This is a genomic window from Arthrobacter sp. T2-23, from assembly GCF_055398325.1.
The window spans coordinates 1,602,692-1,617,645 of the sequence record NZ_AP027917.1; the positions used below are offsets into that span (position 1 = coordinate 1,602,692).

Sequence of the window (14,954 nt, forward strand, 5' to 3'; positions counted from 1 at the left end):
TTCGTAATTCGTGTGATCCTCCTCACTTAAGGCACTCTCGGCTTGGTTGCTTAGGTTTGGCTAACCTACAGTTTTTCGTAGTGAGCATGCCCTAACTTCCCGCTCACGGAAGTTAGGCACCTACGACCTTTTCCTTGCAGAAAGTAGCCTCATGAAGATCCGCAACAATGCGCTGGCAGGCATCGCCCTCGCCGCCACCGCCGCGCTCAGCCTCGCAGCCTGTGGCTCCGGCGCCTCGACGTCCGGCAGCACCACCGGAGCCGACGGCAAGCCGGCCGGCGAGATTACGGTCTACAACGCCCAGCACGAATCCCTGACCAAGGAATGGGTTGACGCTTTCACCGCGGAAACCGGCATCAAGGTCACCCTGCGCCAGGGCGACGACACCGAAATGTCCAACCAGATCGTCCAGGAAGGCGCGGCCTCCCGCGCCGATGTGTTCCTCACCGAGAACTCCCCCGCCATGGCCCAGGTGGAAAACGCCGGGCTGTTCGCGGACGTGGACAAGGCCACCGTCGACCAGGTCCCGGCCGAATTCAGGCCCTCCACGAACAAGTGGACCGGCATCGCCGCCCGCTCCACCGTGCTGGTCTACGACAAGGCCAAGCTGAGCCAGGACAAGCTGCCCAAGTCCATGCTGGACCTGGCCAAGCCCGAGTGGAAGGGCAAGTGGGCGGCGTCGCCGTCCGGCGCCGACTTCCAGGCAATCGTCTCCGCCCTGCTGGAACTCAAGGGTGAGGCCGCCACGGAGGAATGGCTCAAGGGCATGAAGGAAAACTACAAGGCCTACAAGGGCAACAGCACGGCCATGAAGGCCGTCAACGCCGGCGAGGTGGACGCCGCCCTGATCTACCACTACTACTACTACGGCGACCAGGCCAAGACCGGCGAGAACTCCAAGAACGTCACGCCGTTCTACTTCAAGAACCAGGACCCCGGCGCGTTCGTATCCGTCTCCGGCGGCGGCGTGCTCAAGTCCTCGAAGAACGCCGCGGCCGCCCAGGCATTCCTGAAGTTCATCACCGGCAAAAAGGGCCAGGAAGTGCTGCAGAAGGGCACGTCCTTCGAGTACGCGGTCGGCTCCGGCGTACCGGCCAACGACAAGCTGGTGCCGCTCCCGGAACTCCAGGCCCCCAAGGTCGATCCGGCCAAGCTTAACTCCGCCAAGGTCACCGATTTGATGACCAAGGCAGGACTGCTCTAACCAGTGACCAGCACTCTGGCGGCTCCCGGAACCACCGGAAGCACGACGACGGCGGGCAGGGGCAAGCGCCCCCGCCCGCCTTTCGGCGTCTCCGTGGTGGCTATCCTGGCGGTCCTGATCGCCCTTTTCTCGTTGATCCCGCTCGGTTACGTGGCAGTCATGACGGTGGCCACCGGCTGGGACACCGCCGTCGGACTGATCTTCCGCGCCCGGGTGGGCGAGCTCCTGCTCAACACCGTGCTGCTCACGGTGATCACCGTGCCGCTTTGCCTGGTCCTGGGCGTGGGCGGCGCCTGGCTGGTGGAACGCACCAACCTCAAGGGCCACAAGGGCTGGGCCGTCCTGCTCGCCGCCCCGCTGGCCGTTCCGGCGTTCGTCAACAGCTACGCCTGGGTCTCCGCCGTGCCCTCGATGGGCGGGCTCTGGTCCGGTGTGCTGATCGCGACGCTGTCCTACTTCCCGCTGGTCTACATCCCGGCGGCCGCGACGCTCAGCCGGCTCGACCCGGCGATCGAGCAGTCCGCCGCGTCCCTGGGGCTCGGGGCCTGGCGCGCCTTCTTCCGTGTGGTGCTGCCCCAGCTCCGGATCGCGATGACCGGCGGCGCACTGCTGGTCTCGCTCCACCTGCTGGCCGAGTACGGCGCCTTCGCGATGATCCGCTTCGACACCTTCACCACCGCGATCATGGTCCAGTACCAGTCCACCTTCAACGGGACGGCCGGGAACATGCTGGCCAGCGTGCTCGTGTTCTTCTGCCTGATCCTGCTACTGGTCGAGGTGCGCAGCCGCGGCACCGCCCGGTACGCGCGGGTGGGTTCCGGCGCCCAGGCCCGCGCCCTGCGCCTGCCGCTGCACGCCTACCAGCTGCCCGCCCAGCTGTCCCTGCTGGCACTGACCGGGCTGGCGTTCGGGCTTCCGCTGACCTTTGTGCTGCGCTGGATCTACACCGGCGGGCCCGACGTCTGGGCGGCCGAGGCATTCCTGCCCGCGCTGCTGCAGACCCTCGGCTACGGCCTGGCCGGCGCCCTTGCCACCACGGTGGTCGCGTTCCCGATGGCGTACCTTGCCGTTCGGCATCCGGGCTGGTTCAGTAAGGCCCTGGAGCTCTCCAACTACATCACCAGCTCGATGCCCGGGATCGTCGTCGGCCTCGCTTTCGTGACCGTGAGCATCCGGATGGCGCCCGACCTCTACCAGACCACCGCGCTGCTGGTCGCCGCCTACGTGCTGCTGTTCCTGCCGCGGGCGCTCGTGAACATCCGCTCCGGGCTCTCGCAGGCGCCCAAGGAGCTCGATGAGGCCGCGCAGGCCCTCGGCAAGCCGCCGTTGCTTGCGTTCCTCCGGGTGACCCTGCGCCTCACCGCCCCGGCTGCGGCAGGCGGCGCCGCCCTGGTGTTCCTCGGGATCGTCAACGAGCTGACGGCCACCCTGCTGCTCTCCCCCAACGGGACCCGCACCCTGGCCACCGAGTTCTGGAGCAAGAGCAGCGAGATCGACTACGCCGGCGCCGCACCGTACGCCCTGCTGATGATCCTGATCTCGGCGCCGATGACCTACCTCCTCTTCCAGCAGTCCAAGAAAGCAGCGGGACAGTGACCGAACAGAACCCCTCCCGGCTTCCGGAACCCCGGATCGCCCCCTCCGTTGCGCCCAGCACCAACAGCCACCTCGAGGTCGAGGCCGTGACCAAGAACTTCGGCTCCCAGGCCGTCCTCAAGGGTGTCAACCTCTCCGTCGCCAAGGGCGGGACCACGGCGATCGTGGGCCCCTCCGGCTCGGGCAAGACCACCTTGCTGAGGTTGATCGCCGGCTTCGAACACCCGGACACGGGCAGCATCTCGCTCAACGGCGCCAAGGTGGCCGGCGACGGCGCCTGGGTGCCCGCGCACAAACGGCATGTCGGCTATGTGGCCCAGGACGGTGCCCTCTTCCCGCACCTGACCGTGGGCCAAAACATTTCCTTTGGCCTGGACGCCGGCAAGCTCCCCGGCGGCCACCGCGGCATCAAATCCCGGGTTGCCGAGCTGCTGGAGATGGTCGCGCTGGACCCGGCCATGGCCAAGCGGCGGCCCCACCAGCTCTCCGGCGGCCAGCAGCAGCGCATCGCGCTGGCCCGCGCCCTTGCCCGTGAACCCGAACTCATGCTGCTGGACGAACCCTTCTCCGCGCTCGACGCCGGGCTGCGCGTCGCCACCCGGCGCACCGTCGGCAAGGTACTCCACGACGCCGGGGTGACCACCATCCTTGTCACCCACGACCAGGCCGAGGCGCTCTCCTTCGCCGACCAGGTGGCGGTAATGCGGGGCGGAAAGCTGGCCCAGATCGGCAACCCGTTCGTCGTCTACACCCGCCCCGCGGACCGGGCCACCGCGGAGTTCCTGGGCGACGCGGTGATCCTGGACGCCTGGATGGAAGGCTCGCTCGCGACCTGCTCGCTGGGCGGCATTCCGGTCCGCCGGCCGCCGGCGCAGGGCCGCGTGCAACTGATGCTCCGGCCCGAGCAGATCCGGATCGCGGAGGACGGGCCCATCCGCGGCACCGTCGTGGACACGGACTACTTCGGCCCGGAGACCACGGTCCGGCTCAAGCTCGCCGTCCCGCCGGTCCTCGCCGAGGGCGCCGTGGCGGACCACCGCTACCCCGGCGGCGGCGAGATCATCACCATCCGGCACTGGAACGCCTCCATCGCCCGCCCCGGCACCGAACTCTGCCTGCGGGTGGTGGGTGAAGCCGTGGCCTTCCCGATGGAGGACGACGCGCAGGACTGAGCGCCCAGGGGCAGGCCTAGTTCGGGCCCGGGCCTCCGGCATAGGCTGGGGCGCATGACTGTTCAACCAGCCCTTCACCGCCAGCACTGTTCCGTGGCCGCCCCCACCCAGGTATGGCTCGACGCCGACGGCAGGCTGGCCGGCGGCGCACCCGGCACCGGTACAGGTACGGGCGGGTGGTTCACCGGGCTACTGCACGGGGACACCCGGATGCTGTGCCGGGCCGAGGTGGCGGTCAACGGGTTCGCACCCGAACCGGCCACGGTGGAGGCCTCCCCGGGCGGCGTGCTCCAAGTCCGCGGCCTGGTGCGCGGCATCGAGGGGCCCACCGAGGACCCCGCCGTCGAACTCCTCCAGACCTGGACCGTCACGCCCGGCGCCGTCCGCGTCTCGCTGCGGCTGAGCACCTCGCTGGAGGCGGTGGACGCAGAGATTGAGGTGCGGCTGGCGGCGGATTTCACCGACATGGCCGCCATCCGGCTCGGCCGCTTCCGCGACCCGTTGCAGCCCGCCGCGGCGGACGCGTCCTCGCTGCGCTGGAGCGAGGGCGGCAAGACCCTGACGGTGTCCGCGCCGGGAGGGGTTGGCCCCGGGGAGCGGCTCAGCTGGCGCGGCACCGCGGGCCGCGGCAGGCCGCTGGAAGCGGAATGGCAGGCCGTGTTGAGCGACAGTGAGGACGCCGTGGTGGCCGCACCGCTGCCGGCTCCCCGCCGTATCCGGGCCCTGCCGGAGGGGCCGCTGGGCCTGCTCCTGGACAACTCCCTCGACGAACTCGACGGACTCCGGCTGGCCAGCCGCCAGGCCCCGGACGCACCCTTCCTGGCCGCCGGGGCACCCTGGTACTTCACCCTCTTCGGCCGCGATTCGCTCTGGGCGGCCCGGCTGCTGCTGCCGCTCGACGCCCCCTTGGCCGCCGGAACCCTGCGTGCCCTGGCCGCCTACCAGGGCACCAAAGCCGACCCTGCGGCGGCCGAGGAGCCCGGCAAGATCCTGCATGAACTGCGGGCCAAGGAACTGGTCCTGGAAAGCCAGGCGTTGCGGTTGCCGCCGGTGTACTTCGGCGCCGTGGACTCCACCCCGCTCTGGCTGTGCCTGCTGGGCGAGTTGGGCCGTGCCGGCACCGACGACGGCGCGGTCCGTTCCCTGCTGCCCAGCGCCGCCCGCGCCGCTCAGTGGCTGCTGGCTGCGGGCTCGGCCGGCAGCGGAGCCGCGGGGACTGCCGCTGCCGGCACTACCGCCAACGCCGGGTTCCTCAGCTACCAGGACACTTCCGGGCACGGCCTGAGCAACCAGGGCTGGAAAGACTCCCGGGACGCCATGCAGTTCAGCGACGGCCGGCACGCGGACGGCCCGATCGCCCTTTCCGAGGTCCAGGGCTACGCCTACCAGGCGGCCGTGCAGACGGCGGACCTGTTTGACTCCTACGGCGAACCGGGAGCCCGGCAGCTGCGCGACTTCGCGGCGGCACTGAAGCACAACTTCCGCGAGCGGTTCTGGGTGCAGGACGACGGCGGCAGCTTCCCGGCCATGGCGCTGGACGGCCACGGCGAGCCGCTGGATGTCCCGGGGTCCAACATGGGGCATCTGCTGGGCACCGGGATCCTGGAGGCCGGTGAGGCGCGGCTTGTGGCGGACCGGTTGCTCGGCCCGGAGCTGTTCTCCGGCTACGGTCTGCACACCCTGTCCCGGCGGGCGGCGGGTTTCTGGCCTTTCAGCTACCACTGCGGATCGGTCTGGAGCCACGACACCGCCATCGCGATCCGGGGCCTGCTCGGCGAAGGCCTCGCTGCCGAGGCCCGGGTGCTCGCCGAGGGCCTGCTGGCAGCCTCCGGCGCGTTCGGCCACCGGCTCCCGGAGCTTTTTTCCGGTGTCACCGCGGCCGAGTCGGGGCGGGCGGTGCCGTATCCGGCCTCCTGCCACCCGCAGGCCTGGTCCTCGGCCTCGGCGGTGGTCCTCGCCCAGGCCCTCGGCGTCGCCTTCTAGGCTGCCGGGACTGCCTTCCGCGCCTCCCGCAGGCCGTCCACCAGGACCACGATCCCCGTCACCGCGACCGCCAGCCCCATCGAGGCCACCACGTCCGTCAGCCAGTGGTAACCGAGGTAGAGCCGGCTGAACGCGACCAGCAGCGTTCCGGCGGCCGCCGCCGAGAACGCCAGCACCGACGTCGAACGCCGCACCGTCCGGGCCCTGCCGTGCCCCAGCAGCAAGTACACCAGCACCAGCAGGAAGACGCCGGTCCCGAACGTGTGCCCGGAGGGGAAGGACAGGGCATCGTCCGGGCCCATCAGGAAATCGGCGGCCGAGGGCCGGGCGCGTGCGATCTGGTGCTTGATGAGGGTGGAAACCCCGAAGGTGGCCGCCATGGCTCCGAGGAGCAGCGCCGGCCGCCAGACTTCGCGCTTCCAGACGGCCCAGCCGAGCGCCAGCAACCCCCCGATGACCGTCATCCAGGTCGGGGAGGTGACGGTGCTGACTGCGGCCAGGCTCGCGGTGGCGATGGGCGAACGGCCGGCTACCAGGGCGTCGTGGACACCGCCGTCGAGCAGCGCGAGGCCGGATTTCGTTTGGACCGCGGCCAGCATAAGCCAGAAGACAGTCTCGCCGGCCACCAGCAGCCCGGCGGCGGCAAAGAACGCCGCGCGCTGCGAGCGCACGGCGGCCTCGGCGCCCCGGGGCTGCACGAGTTGGGTATTAGGCATTGGGCTACTATGCCAGTTCTGGCTGTCGGTATCCCGAACCATTACTGGGAAGGCGCTGAAAGTCCCGGGTCCGGCCGCCGTCTTTGCGGGTAGGGCGTCTCGTGGCGGGCGAGCATTTCCACGAAACCCGCGATCTTGCGTTCCCGCGTGGCCGGCTGCTTGACCGCGTTGGTCCGGTAGATCAGCGCGAACCGGTTCACCGACGTCAGGACGTCGAACATGGCCTGGGCCCGCGGTTCCGCCGCAATGGCTGCGGCGAGATCCTCCGGCACCTCCGCCGAGGCCTGGCCCGAGTAGGCCGCCTCCCAGCGGCCGTCCGCCTTGGCGCTTTCGACGGCGGCCAGCCCCGCCGGGGCCATCCGGCCCGCCGCTTCGAGGCGCCCGATGCGTTCCACGTTCCGGGCCGACCAGACGCTTTTCGGTCCGCGGCGGGTCATCCGCTGGAAGGACGTCTCAGCGTCCCGGCGCCGTCCCTGGCCGTCGATCCAGCCAAAGCAGAGCGCCTCCTGCAGGGCGGCCTCGTAATCCAGCTCCGTCACCGAACCACCCTTCTTGTGCAGCACCAGCCACACTCCGGGGCTGTCCGCGTGGTGCCTCTCCAACCAGGCGCGCCAGGCGGCGGCATCTTTCACCAGCAGTTCCTTTAGCTCATCGGCCATGGCACCATTGTGCTCCCGGCCCCAACCCATCAGGGAGACTCCCATGCTGCGTGTCCGCCCCATCCATTTCACCTCCCGCCTGGACCAGTGGGAGCGCCTGCTGGCCGACCTGGGCATGGTCAAGACCGTCGACGAGGCCACCTGGCGGGAGTTCGACGCCGGCGCCGGGCGCCTCGCGCTGCATTTCGCCGAGGCGGGCTCCGCGGAGGACGGCACCACCGCTTTCGGCGTCGAGGTCGGCGACGTGGCGGAGTTTGCCCGCCGGACCAACGAAGCCGGTGCGGGTAGTGCCGGCACCACCGCCGAGCTCATCGAGGCGGACCACGGACCCTCGTGCCGGGTCACGGCCGGTGACGGCTTCAGCTTCCTGGCCGACCCCGCCACGCGGGCGTCCGACGGCACCTGGTCCACGTCCGCGGACGCGGATCCGGGCCTCGCCGTCGTCGGCGTCTGGTTTGCGGAGGATCCGACGGCGGCGGCCCGGACTCTGCGCGACATCGGGGCCCGCCCCCGCCCGGCGCCCGACGCGGACGCCACGGAAACCGAGGCGTTCACGGCGAAAAACGGCGGGGTGCTGATGGTCGGCGCGGCCGCCGGGACTGCTCGGGGAGCCGGGGGCGCCGGGCTGGGCTTCGAATACGAGGGCGACCTTGAGCTGCTGCGGGAGCGCCTCGCCGGGGCGGGGCACGACGTTGCGGTGAGGGAGGAAGCCGCCGTGCCGCTCCTGCACGTCGGCAACCCGGATGCCGACGGCGGCGCCGCCCACCCGCACGCTCTCTGGATCTCTTCGGCGCCGGTCGCAGGCTGAACCGTGTGACCACGCCCGGGGACCCCGGATGCGGTAGAACTTAACCATGAACGTTCGCACCCCCGACCCCAATCCCGGCTGGCTCTCCGACGACGATCTTTTCGAGGCCCGCGGCCGGCTTCCCATGGTCTACGTCGAGGCCGTCCCGGTCCGGCTGGACCCGCTCGGGTTTGTGAACGAGGTCGGCACGCTGCTGCAGGCCGACGAGGACGGCACCATGATCCGCTCCCTGGTGTCCGGCCGGGTGCTGTACCGCGAGACCATCCGGGCCGCCCTGCTCCGCCACATGGAAAAGGACCTCGGCCCGCTGGCCTTCCCGCAGCTGCCGATCAGCCCGGTCCCCTTCACGGTGGCCGAATACTTCCCCTCGCCGTCCCATACCGGGTTCACCGACGACCGGCAGCACGCCGTCGCGCTGGCCTACATCATCCCCGTCACCGGCGAATGCTCGCCCCGCCAGGACGCCCTCGAACTAACCTGGATGACGCCGGAGGAAGTGCTCAGCTCGGACGTGCAGCTGGAGTTCAGCGGGGGCCGCGGCGCGCTGATCCGCCAGGCACTGGCCTTCGCAGGCGTCGGTCACTAGGGGTCTCCGCACCGAGCCGCTGGACCGCCGGGGTCCCCGGCGTCCCCGACTTCTGGCCCCGGTCTTTGTAGACTGGTGAGCGGACCGAAAGAGAATTTAAGGACTCCAGATGACCCACCCCACAGCCTCCCTGAACTACAGCGAACGGCAGGCGGGATCTCTGCGGACCGGGGATCTGCTGCTCCTGCCCGACGCCACGCGCACCGCCGAAATCCAGTCCGTGGACGTCGACAACGACGATTTCGGTTCGCCGGCCATCGTGCGGGCCACCCTCACCGGCGGCGGTGTGCTGCGGATCGCCGCCGGCTCCGTGGTCCTGGTCCGGGACAGCGAGCCGGACTCTCCGGAGGACGCCGCCGCGGACTCCCTCCCCGAGGCCTCCGCGGGCGAGGCCCCCGCAGTTTCCGCCGACGACGGCGGCCCGGAACTGCAGCTGGTCCAGCACCTCCCCGCCGACGACGGCAGCCCGGCGGCCCCCGCCGTCGTCGTTCCTCCCCCGCCGGTGGCCCCGCCGGCTGCCAGCGGCCCCAGCGAAGCGGACCTGGCCCTGATCCCGGCCCCGGAGGGAACCCCCGAGTCGGTGGTCGAGGCCGCGGCCGAAGCGCATCCCGACGCGCTCGGAGTGCTGCTGCTCAGCGACCGGCTCACCAAGGGCATCAACACCAAGTCCGGCAGTTGCCTCAAGGACCTCAGCGACCTGGCCCATGAACTGTTTGTGGTGCTCAAGGACGCCGAGAACGCCCTCGCCGTCGCGGACCTGCTCAACGTTCTCCCCTTCGACGGGAACCCCGGCCGCTGGGCCTCGGTGGAGGCGTCCCTCGCGCTGGCCAGCTACATCTGCCGCCAGCGCGGGGAAGAAAAGCGCGCCGAAGTGTACGAGAAGTTCCTCCGGGCGCCCGACTCAATGGAGACGGACCCCTTCAAGGCCCGGATCAACGCCAAGGTGCGCCAGCGCTCCCTCAACGAGCCCAACCTGTACGACAAGGAAATCTTCCGGGCCATCGACAATTCCAACCCCGACGCCGAACGCGAATGGCGTCTGCTGCGGCTCGAGGCACTGCTCTTCCTGCGCGCGCACGGCGGCTCGCAGACCATAGGCGGCCCTGAACTGGAGCGGCGGATCGGCAACGAACTCGATTCCGTCCGCGGCTGAGCGCACCCGGGCGAAATCGGGTTCCGCGGCCCGGCCGGGGCGCCTGCCCGGTGGACGTTTGGCCCTACCCGGCGGCCGCCGTGCGTTGTAGATTCACCCCATGACGAACAATCTCAGCGTGGTGATCAACTCCGACGCGCCGCAGGTCTGGACGATGCTGCGCGAACCCGCGAAGGTGGCCCAGTGGCACGGCTGGGAGGCCGACGACCAGGCCGCCGAGATCAATGCGATCTACTTCGGCCCCAACGTGGTCGAGAGCGCGGACCACACCTCCCTCGTCGTCGACGGCGGCGATATCTTCACCCTCAAACCGGTCCCCACCGGCACGGAAGTCAGCGTCACGCGTGCGGCAATCGACCACAACTCGGAGTGGGCGGCCTGGGATGAGGACATCACCCAGGGCTGGCTGACCTTCCTGCACCAGCTGCGCTTCGCCCTGGAGCACCACCCGCACGGCAAGCGGCGGACGTTCTTCTTCTCCGTGCCAGGGACCGGGGGCTCCGCGATCGACAAACTGGGCCTGTCTGAAGTGCCCAAACCGGGCGAGCCGTATTCGCTCACCCTGGCCACGGGTGAGGAGATTGCCGGGAAGGTCTGGTTCCGGAGCAACCACCAGGTGGGCCTGACGGTCCACAGCTACGCCGAGCACGGCGACGGGCTGTTGATTGTGGCGGACCAGCCCGCCATCCCCGACGTCCGGCCCGACGGCGGCTCGCTGGGGATCATCTCCACCTACGATCTCGGCGCGCACCGGCTCGAAGCCATCCGCACCCACTGGGACACCTGGCGGGCTGAGAACTACCCCACATCGGACCCGCTGCACTAAGGGATCCGCGGTGTTAGCTGGCACACTTGAACGGTGCCAGCGAATCCTGACTTTGCGCCCCTGCCCGCCGCCCCTGCCCGGCAAGGGGAGTTTTCCTTCCGGGTGGGCAAGCGCCTGAGCGAAACGTGTGCGCCGTCGGGCTCTCAGGTTGCCGAAAACGGCGGCGAGTTCCTGGGCCGCACCGGCACCATCACCACCCCGCACGGCGAGATCCAGAGCCCGGCGTTCATCGCCGTCGGCACCAAGGCCACGGTCAAGTCCGTGCTGCCGGAAGCCGTGGCCGAACTCGGTGCGCAGGCCGTCCTGGCCAACGCCTACCACCTCTACCTGCAGCCCGGCGCGGACGTCCTGGATGAGGCCGGCGGCCTGGGCGCCTTCATGAACTGGCGCGGCCCGACGTTCACGGATTCCGGCGGGTTCCAGGTGATGAGCCTGGGCTCGGGGTTCAAGAAGGTCATCGACATGAAATCGGTGGACACGTCCGGGCCGGACGACGCCGTCGCCCCGGGCAAGGAGCGCCTCGCCCACGTGGACGAGGAGGGCGTGTGGTTCAAGAGCCACCTCAACGGCGACCGGCACCGGTTCAGCCCCGAGATCTCGATGAAGGTCCAGCACCTGATCGGCGCGGACATCATGTTCGCCTTCGACGAGCTGACCACGCTGCAGAACTCCCGCGGCTACCAGGAGGAGTCCCTGGAGCGCACCCGGCGCTGGGCCGAGCGCTGCATCACCGAACACTTCCGGCTCACGGAGGAGCGCGTCGGGAAGCCATACCAGGCGCTGTTCGGCGTGATCCAGGGCGCCCAGTACGAGGACCTGCGCCGCAAGGCCTGCCGTGATCTCGGCGCCATGAACTTCGACGGCTTCGGCATCGGCGGCGCGCTGGAGAAGGAGAACCTGGGCACGATCGTGCGCTGGTGCAACGAGGAGCTGCCGGAGAACAAGCCCCGGCACCTGTTGGGCATCTCCGAACCGGACGACATTTTCACCGCGATCGAGAACGGCGCGGACACCTTCGACTGCGTCTCCCCCACCCGGGTGGCCCGCAACTCGGCGTTCTACCACCCCACGGGCCGGTACAACCTCTCCGGGGCGATGTACAAGCGCGACTTCGGCCCGCTGCAGGAAGGCTGCGACTGCTACGCCTGCCTGAACTACTCCCGGGCGTACATCCACCACCTGTTCAAGGCCAAGGAGATGGTCTCGGCCACCCTGATCTCGATCCACAACGAGCGCTTCGTGGTGAAGATGGTCGACGATGCCCGCCGCGCCATCGAGGACGGCACCTTCTTCGAGTTCAAAGCCGAGACCCTGGGCCGGTACTACTCCTAGGCGCGCCCCGGGCGCGCCGTCCCCGCGTCCCTTCCCCCTCCCCCTTCTCCCGCCCCGTTTCGACGGTTCCCTGCGCACTCGACGCCGCTAAACGTCGAGCGGGCACGGAACCGTCTAAGCGGCGTCGGATAGGCTGGCCGGATGTTTATCGAGATTCCCGCCGCAGACGGTACAGCCGAGGCCCTGGTGGCCCGCCCCTCCACCGGTGAGGGCCCGTTCCCGGGCGTCATCCTCTACATGGACGCCTTCGGCCTGCGCCCCCGCATCCAGGAAATGGCCCAGCGCATCGCGGACTGGGGCTACGTCGTCCTGGCCCCGAACGTCTTCTACCGCGAAGGGACGGCCGACCAGCTGGCCCCGGACACAGACATGACCACCCAGGAGGGGCGCGAAGCCGCCGGCGCAGCCGCGTTCCCGCGCGTCGGCCGCCTCACCACGGACAAAGCACTGCCCGACATCGACAGCTGGGTGGATGCTCTTGGCAAGCTCGACGGCGTCGCCCCGGGCAGCATCGGCGTCGTCGGCTACTGCATGGGTGCCCGGCTCGCGGTGCGCACCGCCACCGCCCACCCGGAAACTGTCGCCGCGTGCGGCGGCTTCCACGGCGGCGGCCTCGCGACCGAGGAACCCGACAGCCCGCATCTGGCGCTCGGCAACGCCCGTGCCCGGTTTGTCTTCGGCCACGCCGACCACGACCGCAGCATGGATTCCGACGCCGTCGCGCGGCTGGGCGGCGCCCTGGACGCCGCCGGCCTGAAGGCGAGCAACGAGGTCTACGCGGGGGCACCCCACGGCTATTCCATGGCCGATACCTCCGCGTTCCACCCGGAGGCCACCGAACGGCACTTCCGCGAGCTCCGCGACCTTCTCGACGGGACACTCAAAGCCTGACGGGGCCGGGCCTTCGCCGTTTCGACGGTTCCCCGCGTACTCGATGCCAGCCGGCGTCGGTCCCGCACGGAACCGTCGAAACGGCGTTGTCCACATAGACGGGGCCCTGTCTGGGCAGTCACTCGGCGGGCGGCTGAAGCTGGTCCCATGCACCTTGAGCTCCCAGCAGCCCCCAATCTCTGGCGCACGGACGAGCTGCTGGCGTCCGGACACAATTCGAGGGCCATCGCCCGTCTGGTCCAGCGGGCTGACCTCGTCCGGTTGCGCCGTGGTTGCTACGCCCGCGGCAACTGGTGGCGTGGTTTGGACGCCGCCTCCCGACGCCGGCAGCTGATCTCGGCGCATGCCCTCGGAACGCTGACGACGTCGGCGGGAGGATTCGTTTACAGCCATGTCTCGGGTGCCAGCCTTCAGGGGCTGCAGCTCTGGAAGGTCGATGACCGCGTGCACCTCACCCAGAGTGGCTGTCCCTCGCCGATTTCGCACGGATGCGATGTCGTGGCGCACACGCGGTCCCTGGCCAGCCGCGAAATCTGCTTTGTCGACGGACTCCCCTGCACGTCGCTGGAGCGCACGGTCGTGGATTGCTGCCTGATGTTTACCGTGCGGCAGGCCGTGATCCTGGTCGATCATGCGGCGCGGATGGGTGCGGACCTCGGTACGATCCGCGCCCAGTGTGCCGCGCTGGCCGGACGAAACGGAGTCGTGGCACTGCGCCGCGCCCTCGAGTTGGCCGATCCTCGCTCCGAATCAGCCGGGGAGAGCCTTACGAGAGAGCTGCTGAACCGGATCGGGATCACTCCACCCCAACTGCAGTATGTCGTCCGCACCCCGCTCGGCGAGCACCGGCTGGATCTGGCATGGCCGGAGAGCAAAGTGGCCCTGGAGTTCGACGGCAGGACCAAGTACTTCGACTACCGGCCCACGAGCGACGTCGTTTTCGCCGAACGGCGCCGCGAGAAGGCGCTGATGGAACAGGGCTGGACGTTTATCCGCGTCGAGTGGAAGGACCTGTTCGACGAGGTCGGGTTCAAATACCGGGTTCTCCGGGCGTTGAACCGCGGCGACGGGGCCGGGTCCGTGCCGTTTCGACGGTCCGCTGCCGGCTAGACGCTTCCTAACGTCGAGTGGGCACGGAACCGTCGAAACGGCGTGCAATGCCGCCCCACCGGCGGACGTGCACCGCGCGTCGGATCTACGCCCCGTAGCTGGGCTCGCGCTTCTTGACCCACCCGATGGCGAGCGTGGTCAGCGGCACGAAGGCGAACTCCACGAGGGTCTTGTAGAGAAAGCCGACGAGGACGTAGTTGATGAACATCGCGGCGTCGGTAATGCCGATGACGGAGGCGGCGATGCTGCAGAAGATCAGGGTGTCCACGAATTCGCCCACGCCGGAGGACCCCATCAGCCGGGCCCACAGCGATTTCTCGCCCGTCCGGGCCTTCATCTTGACGAGGATCCAGGAGTTGATCGTCTGGCCCGCCAGAAAAGCCAGCATTGAGGCGAGCACGATCTGCGGGACCGGGCCGAGGGCGCCTTCCAGCGCGAACTGCTTGGCGGCGCCGTACTCGTCGTCGAAGCCGGGAAGAACGATGATGATCCAGTAGCAGAGGGACGCGAAGACGGACAGCGCGAAGCTGGTCACAATGGCCTTGCGCGCGACCGTGAAGCCGTAGACCTCGCTGATGACGTCGCCCAGGATGTAGGCCAGCGGGAAGAGGAAGAACCCGCCGTCGGTGACGATCGGGCCGATGGCCACGCCCTTGGACGCGCCGATGTTGGACAGGATCAGCACCACGGCCATGACAGCCAGCATGATGCCGAAGTACGGCGACCCGATGGAGGCGAACTTCGGCGGGGCGGCAGCCTGGAAGGTCTTGGCGGTAGTCATGGGTGTTCCATTCGTAGTGGTTCGCGCGGCAGCCCGGTTCGCGTGAACGAGCCCGGGACGGCCGGCTGTATTAGCACTGGCGGGTTCCTGCGGCACAGGGCCGGGAACAGGCCTCCATTCTCGCACCTGCGCGGGGC

The 14,954-nt window shown here is 69.4% G+C and carries 14 protein-coding genes; 11 read left to right on the plus strand and 3 right to left on the minus strand.

Features of this window, described 5'->3' with window-relative positions; all coding sequences use genetic code 11:
- Positions 1–151 precede the first annotated feature (151 nt).
- The 4 genes from ACZ5Z0_RS07300 to ACZ5Z0_RS07315 are packed head-to-tail and all read left to right on the plus strand — an operon-like array spanning position 152 to position 5,955.
- A complete protein-coding gene (locus tag ACZ5Z0_RS07300; protein ID WP_464110528.1) occupies positions 152–1,204 on the plus strand; it encodes an iron ABC transporter substrate-binding protein in 1,053 nt (350 codons plus the stop codon).
- A 3-nt stretch (positions 1,205–1,207) separates the two neighbouring features.
- Positions 1,208–2,800, plus strand: coding sequence for an ABC transporter permease (locus tag ACZ5Z0_RS07305; protein WP_464110529.1), 1,593 nt, complete (start codon positions 1,208–1,210; stop codon positions 2,798–2,800).
- Entirely contained in the window at positions 2,797–3,972 is a 1,176-nt protein-coding gene (locus tag ACZ5Z0_RS07310) for an ABC transporter ATP-binding protein (protein ID WP_464110530.1), read from the plus strand. Before ACZ5Z0_RS07305 ends, ACZ5Z0_RS07310 begins: the two co-directional genes overlap by 4 nt.
- 54 nt (positions 3,973–4,026) lie before the next feature.
- Positions 4,027–5,955, plus strand: coding sequence for a glycogen debranching N-terminal domain-containing protein (locus ACZ5Z0_RS07315; RefSeq protein ID WP_464110531.1), 1,929 nt, complete (start codon positions 4,027–4,029; stop codon positions 5,953–5,955).
- Here ACZ5Z0_RS07315 and ACZ5Z0_RS07320 read toward each other — a convergent pair.
- Complete coding sequence (locus ACZ5Z0_RS07320; protein ID WP_464110532.1) at positions 5,952–6,671, minus strand: phosphatase PAP2 family protein; 720 nt, start codon at positions 6,669–6,671, stop codon at positions 5,952–5,954. The genes ACZ5Z0_RS07315 and ACZ5Z0_RS07320 overlap by 4 nt on opposite strands.
- Positions 6,672–6,712: 41 nt before the next feature.
- Positions 6,713–7,330, minus strand: a complete 618-nt coding sequence (locus tag ACZ5Z0_RS07325) for a YdeI/OmpD-associated family protein (protein WP_464110533.1) — start codon at positions 7,328–7,330, stop codon at positions 6,713–6,715.
- 43 nt (positions 7,331–7,373) lie between these two features.
- Here ACZ5Z0_RS07325 and ACZ5Z0_RS07330 point away from each other — a divergent pair, with 43 nt between their 5' ends.
- From ACZ5Z0_RS07330 to ACZ5Z0_RS07360, 7 genes are all read left to right on the plus strand, one after another.
- A complete protein-coding gene (locus tag ACZ5Z0_RS07330) occupies positions 7,374–8,138 on the plus strand; it encodes a VOC family protein (protein ID WP_464110534.1) in 765 nt (254 codons plus the stop codon).
- Between the two features lie 46 nt (positions 8,139–8,184).
- Positions 8,185–8,724, plus strand: coding sequence for an NUDIX hydrolase family protein (locus ACZ5Z0_RS07335; protein ID WP_138767511.1), 540 nt, complete (start codon positions 8,185–8,187; stop codon positions 8,722–8,724).
- A gap of 109 nt (positions 8,725–8,833) precedes the next feature.
- Positions 8,834–9,877 (plus strand): DUF6707 family protein, encoded by a 1,044-nt coding sequence (locus ACZ5Z0_RS07340; RefSeq protein ID WP_464110535.1) that lies wholly within the window; start codon positions 8,834–8,836, stop codon positions 9,875–9,877.
- A gap of 100 nt (positions 9,878–9,977) precedes the next feature.
- Positions 9,978–10,703 (plus strand): SRPBCC family protein, encoded by a 726-nt coding sequence (locus ACZ5Z0_RS07345; RefSeq protein WP_464110536.1) that lies wholly within the window; start codon positions 9,978–9,980, stop codon positions 10,701–10,703.
- Positions 10,704–10,736: 33 nt separating this feature from the next.
- Positions 10,737–12,035 carry a tRNA guanosine(34) transglycosylase Tgt gene (gene tgt / locus ACZ5Z0_RS07350; RefSeq protein WP_464110537.1) on the plus strand — a complete coding sequence of 433 codons (1,299 nt, stop codon included), beginning with the start codon at positions 10,737–10,739 and terminating at the stop codon, positions 12,033–12,035.
- A gap of 141 nt (positions 12,036–12,176) precedes the next feature.
- Positions 12,177–12,926, plus strand: a complete 750-nt coding sequence (locus ACZ5Z0_RS07355) for a dienelactone hydrolase family protein (RefSeq protein WP_464110538.1) — start codon at positions 12,177–12,179, stop codon at positions 12,924–12,926.
- A 147-nt stretch (positions 12,927–13,073) separates the two neighbouring features.
- Positions 13,074–14,036 (plus strand): type IV toxin-antitoxin system AbiEi family antitoxin domain-containing protein, encoded by a 963-nt coding sequence (locus ACZ5Z0_RS07360; protein WP_464110539.1) that lies wholly within the window; start codon positions 13,074–13,076, stop codon positions 14,034–14,036.
- 85 nt (positions 14,037–14,121) lie between these two features.
- Here the strand turns inward: ACZ5Z0_RS07360 and ACZ5Z0_RS07365 are convergent, their stop codons facing one another.
- On the minus strand, positions 14,122–14,817 hold the full coding sequence (locus ACZ5Z0_RS07365) for a queuosine precursor transporter (protein ID WP_464110540.1): 696 nt from the start codon (positions 14,815–14,817) through the stop codon (positions 14,122–14,124).
- Positions 14,818–14,954: the final 137 nt, after the last annotated feature.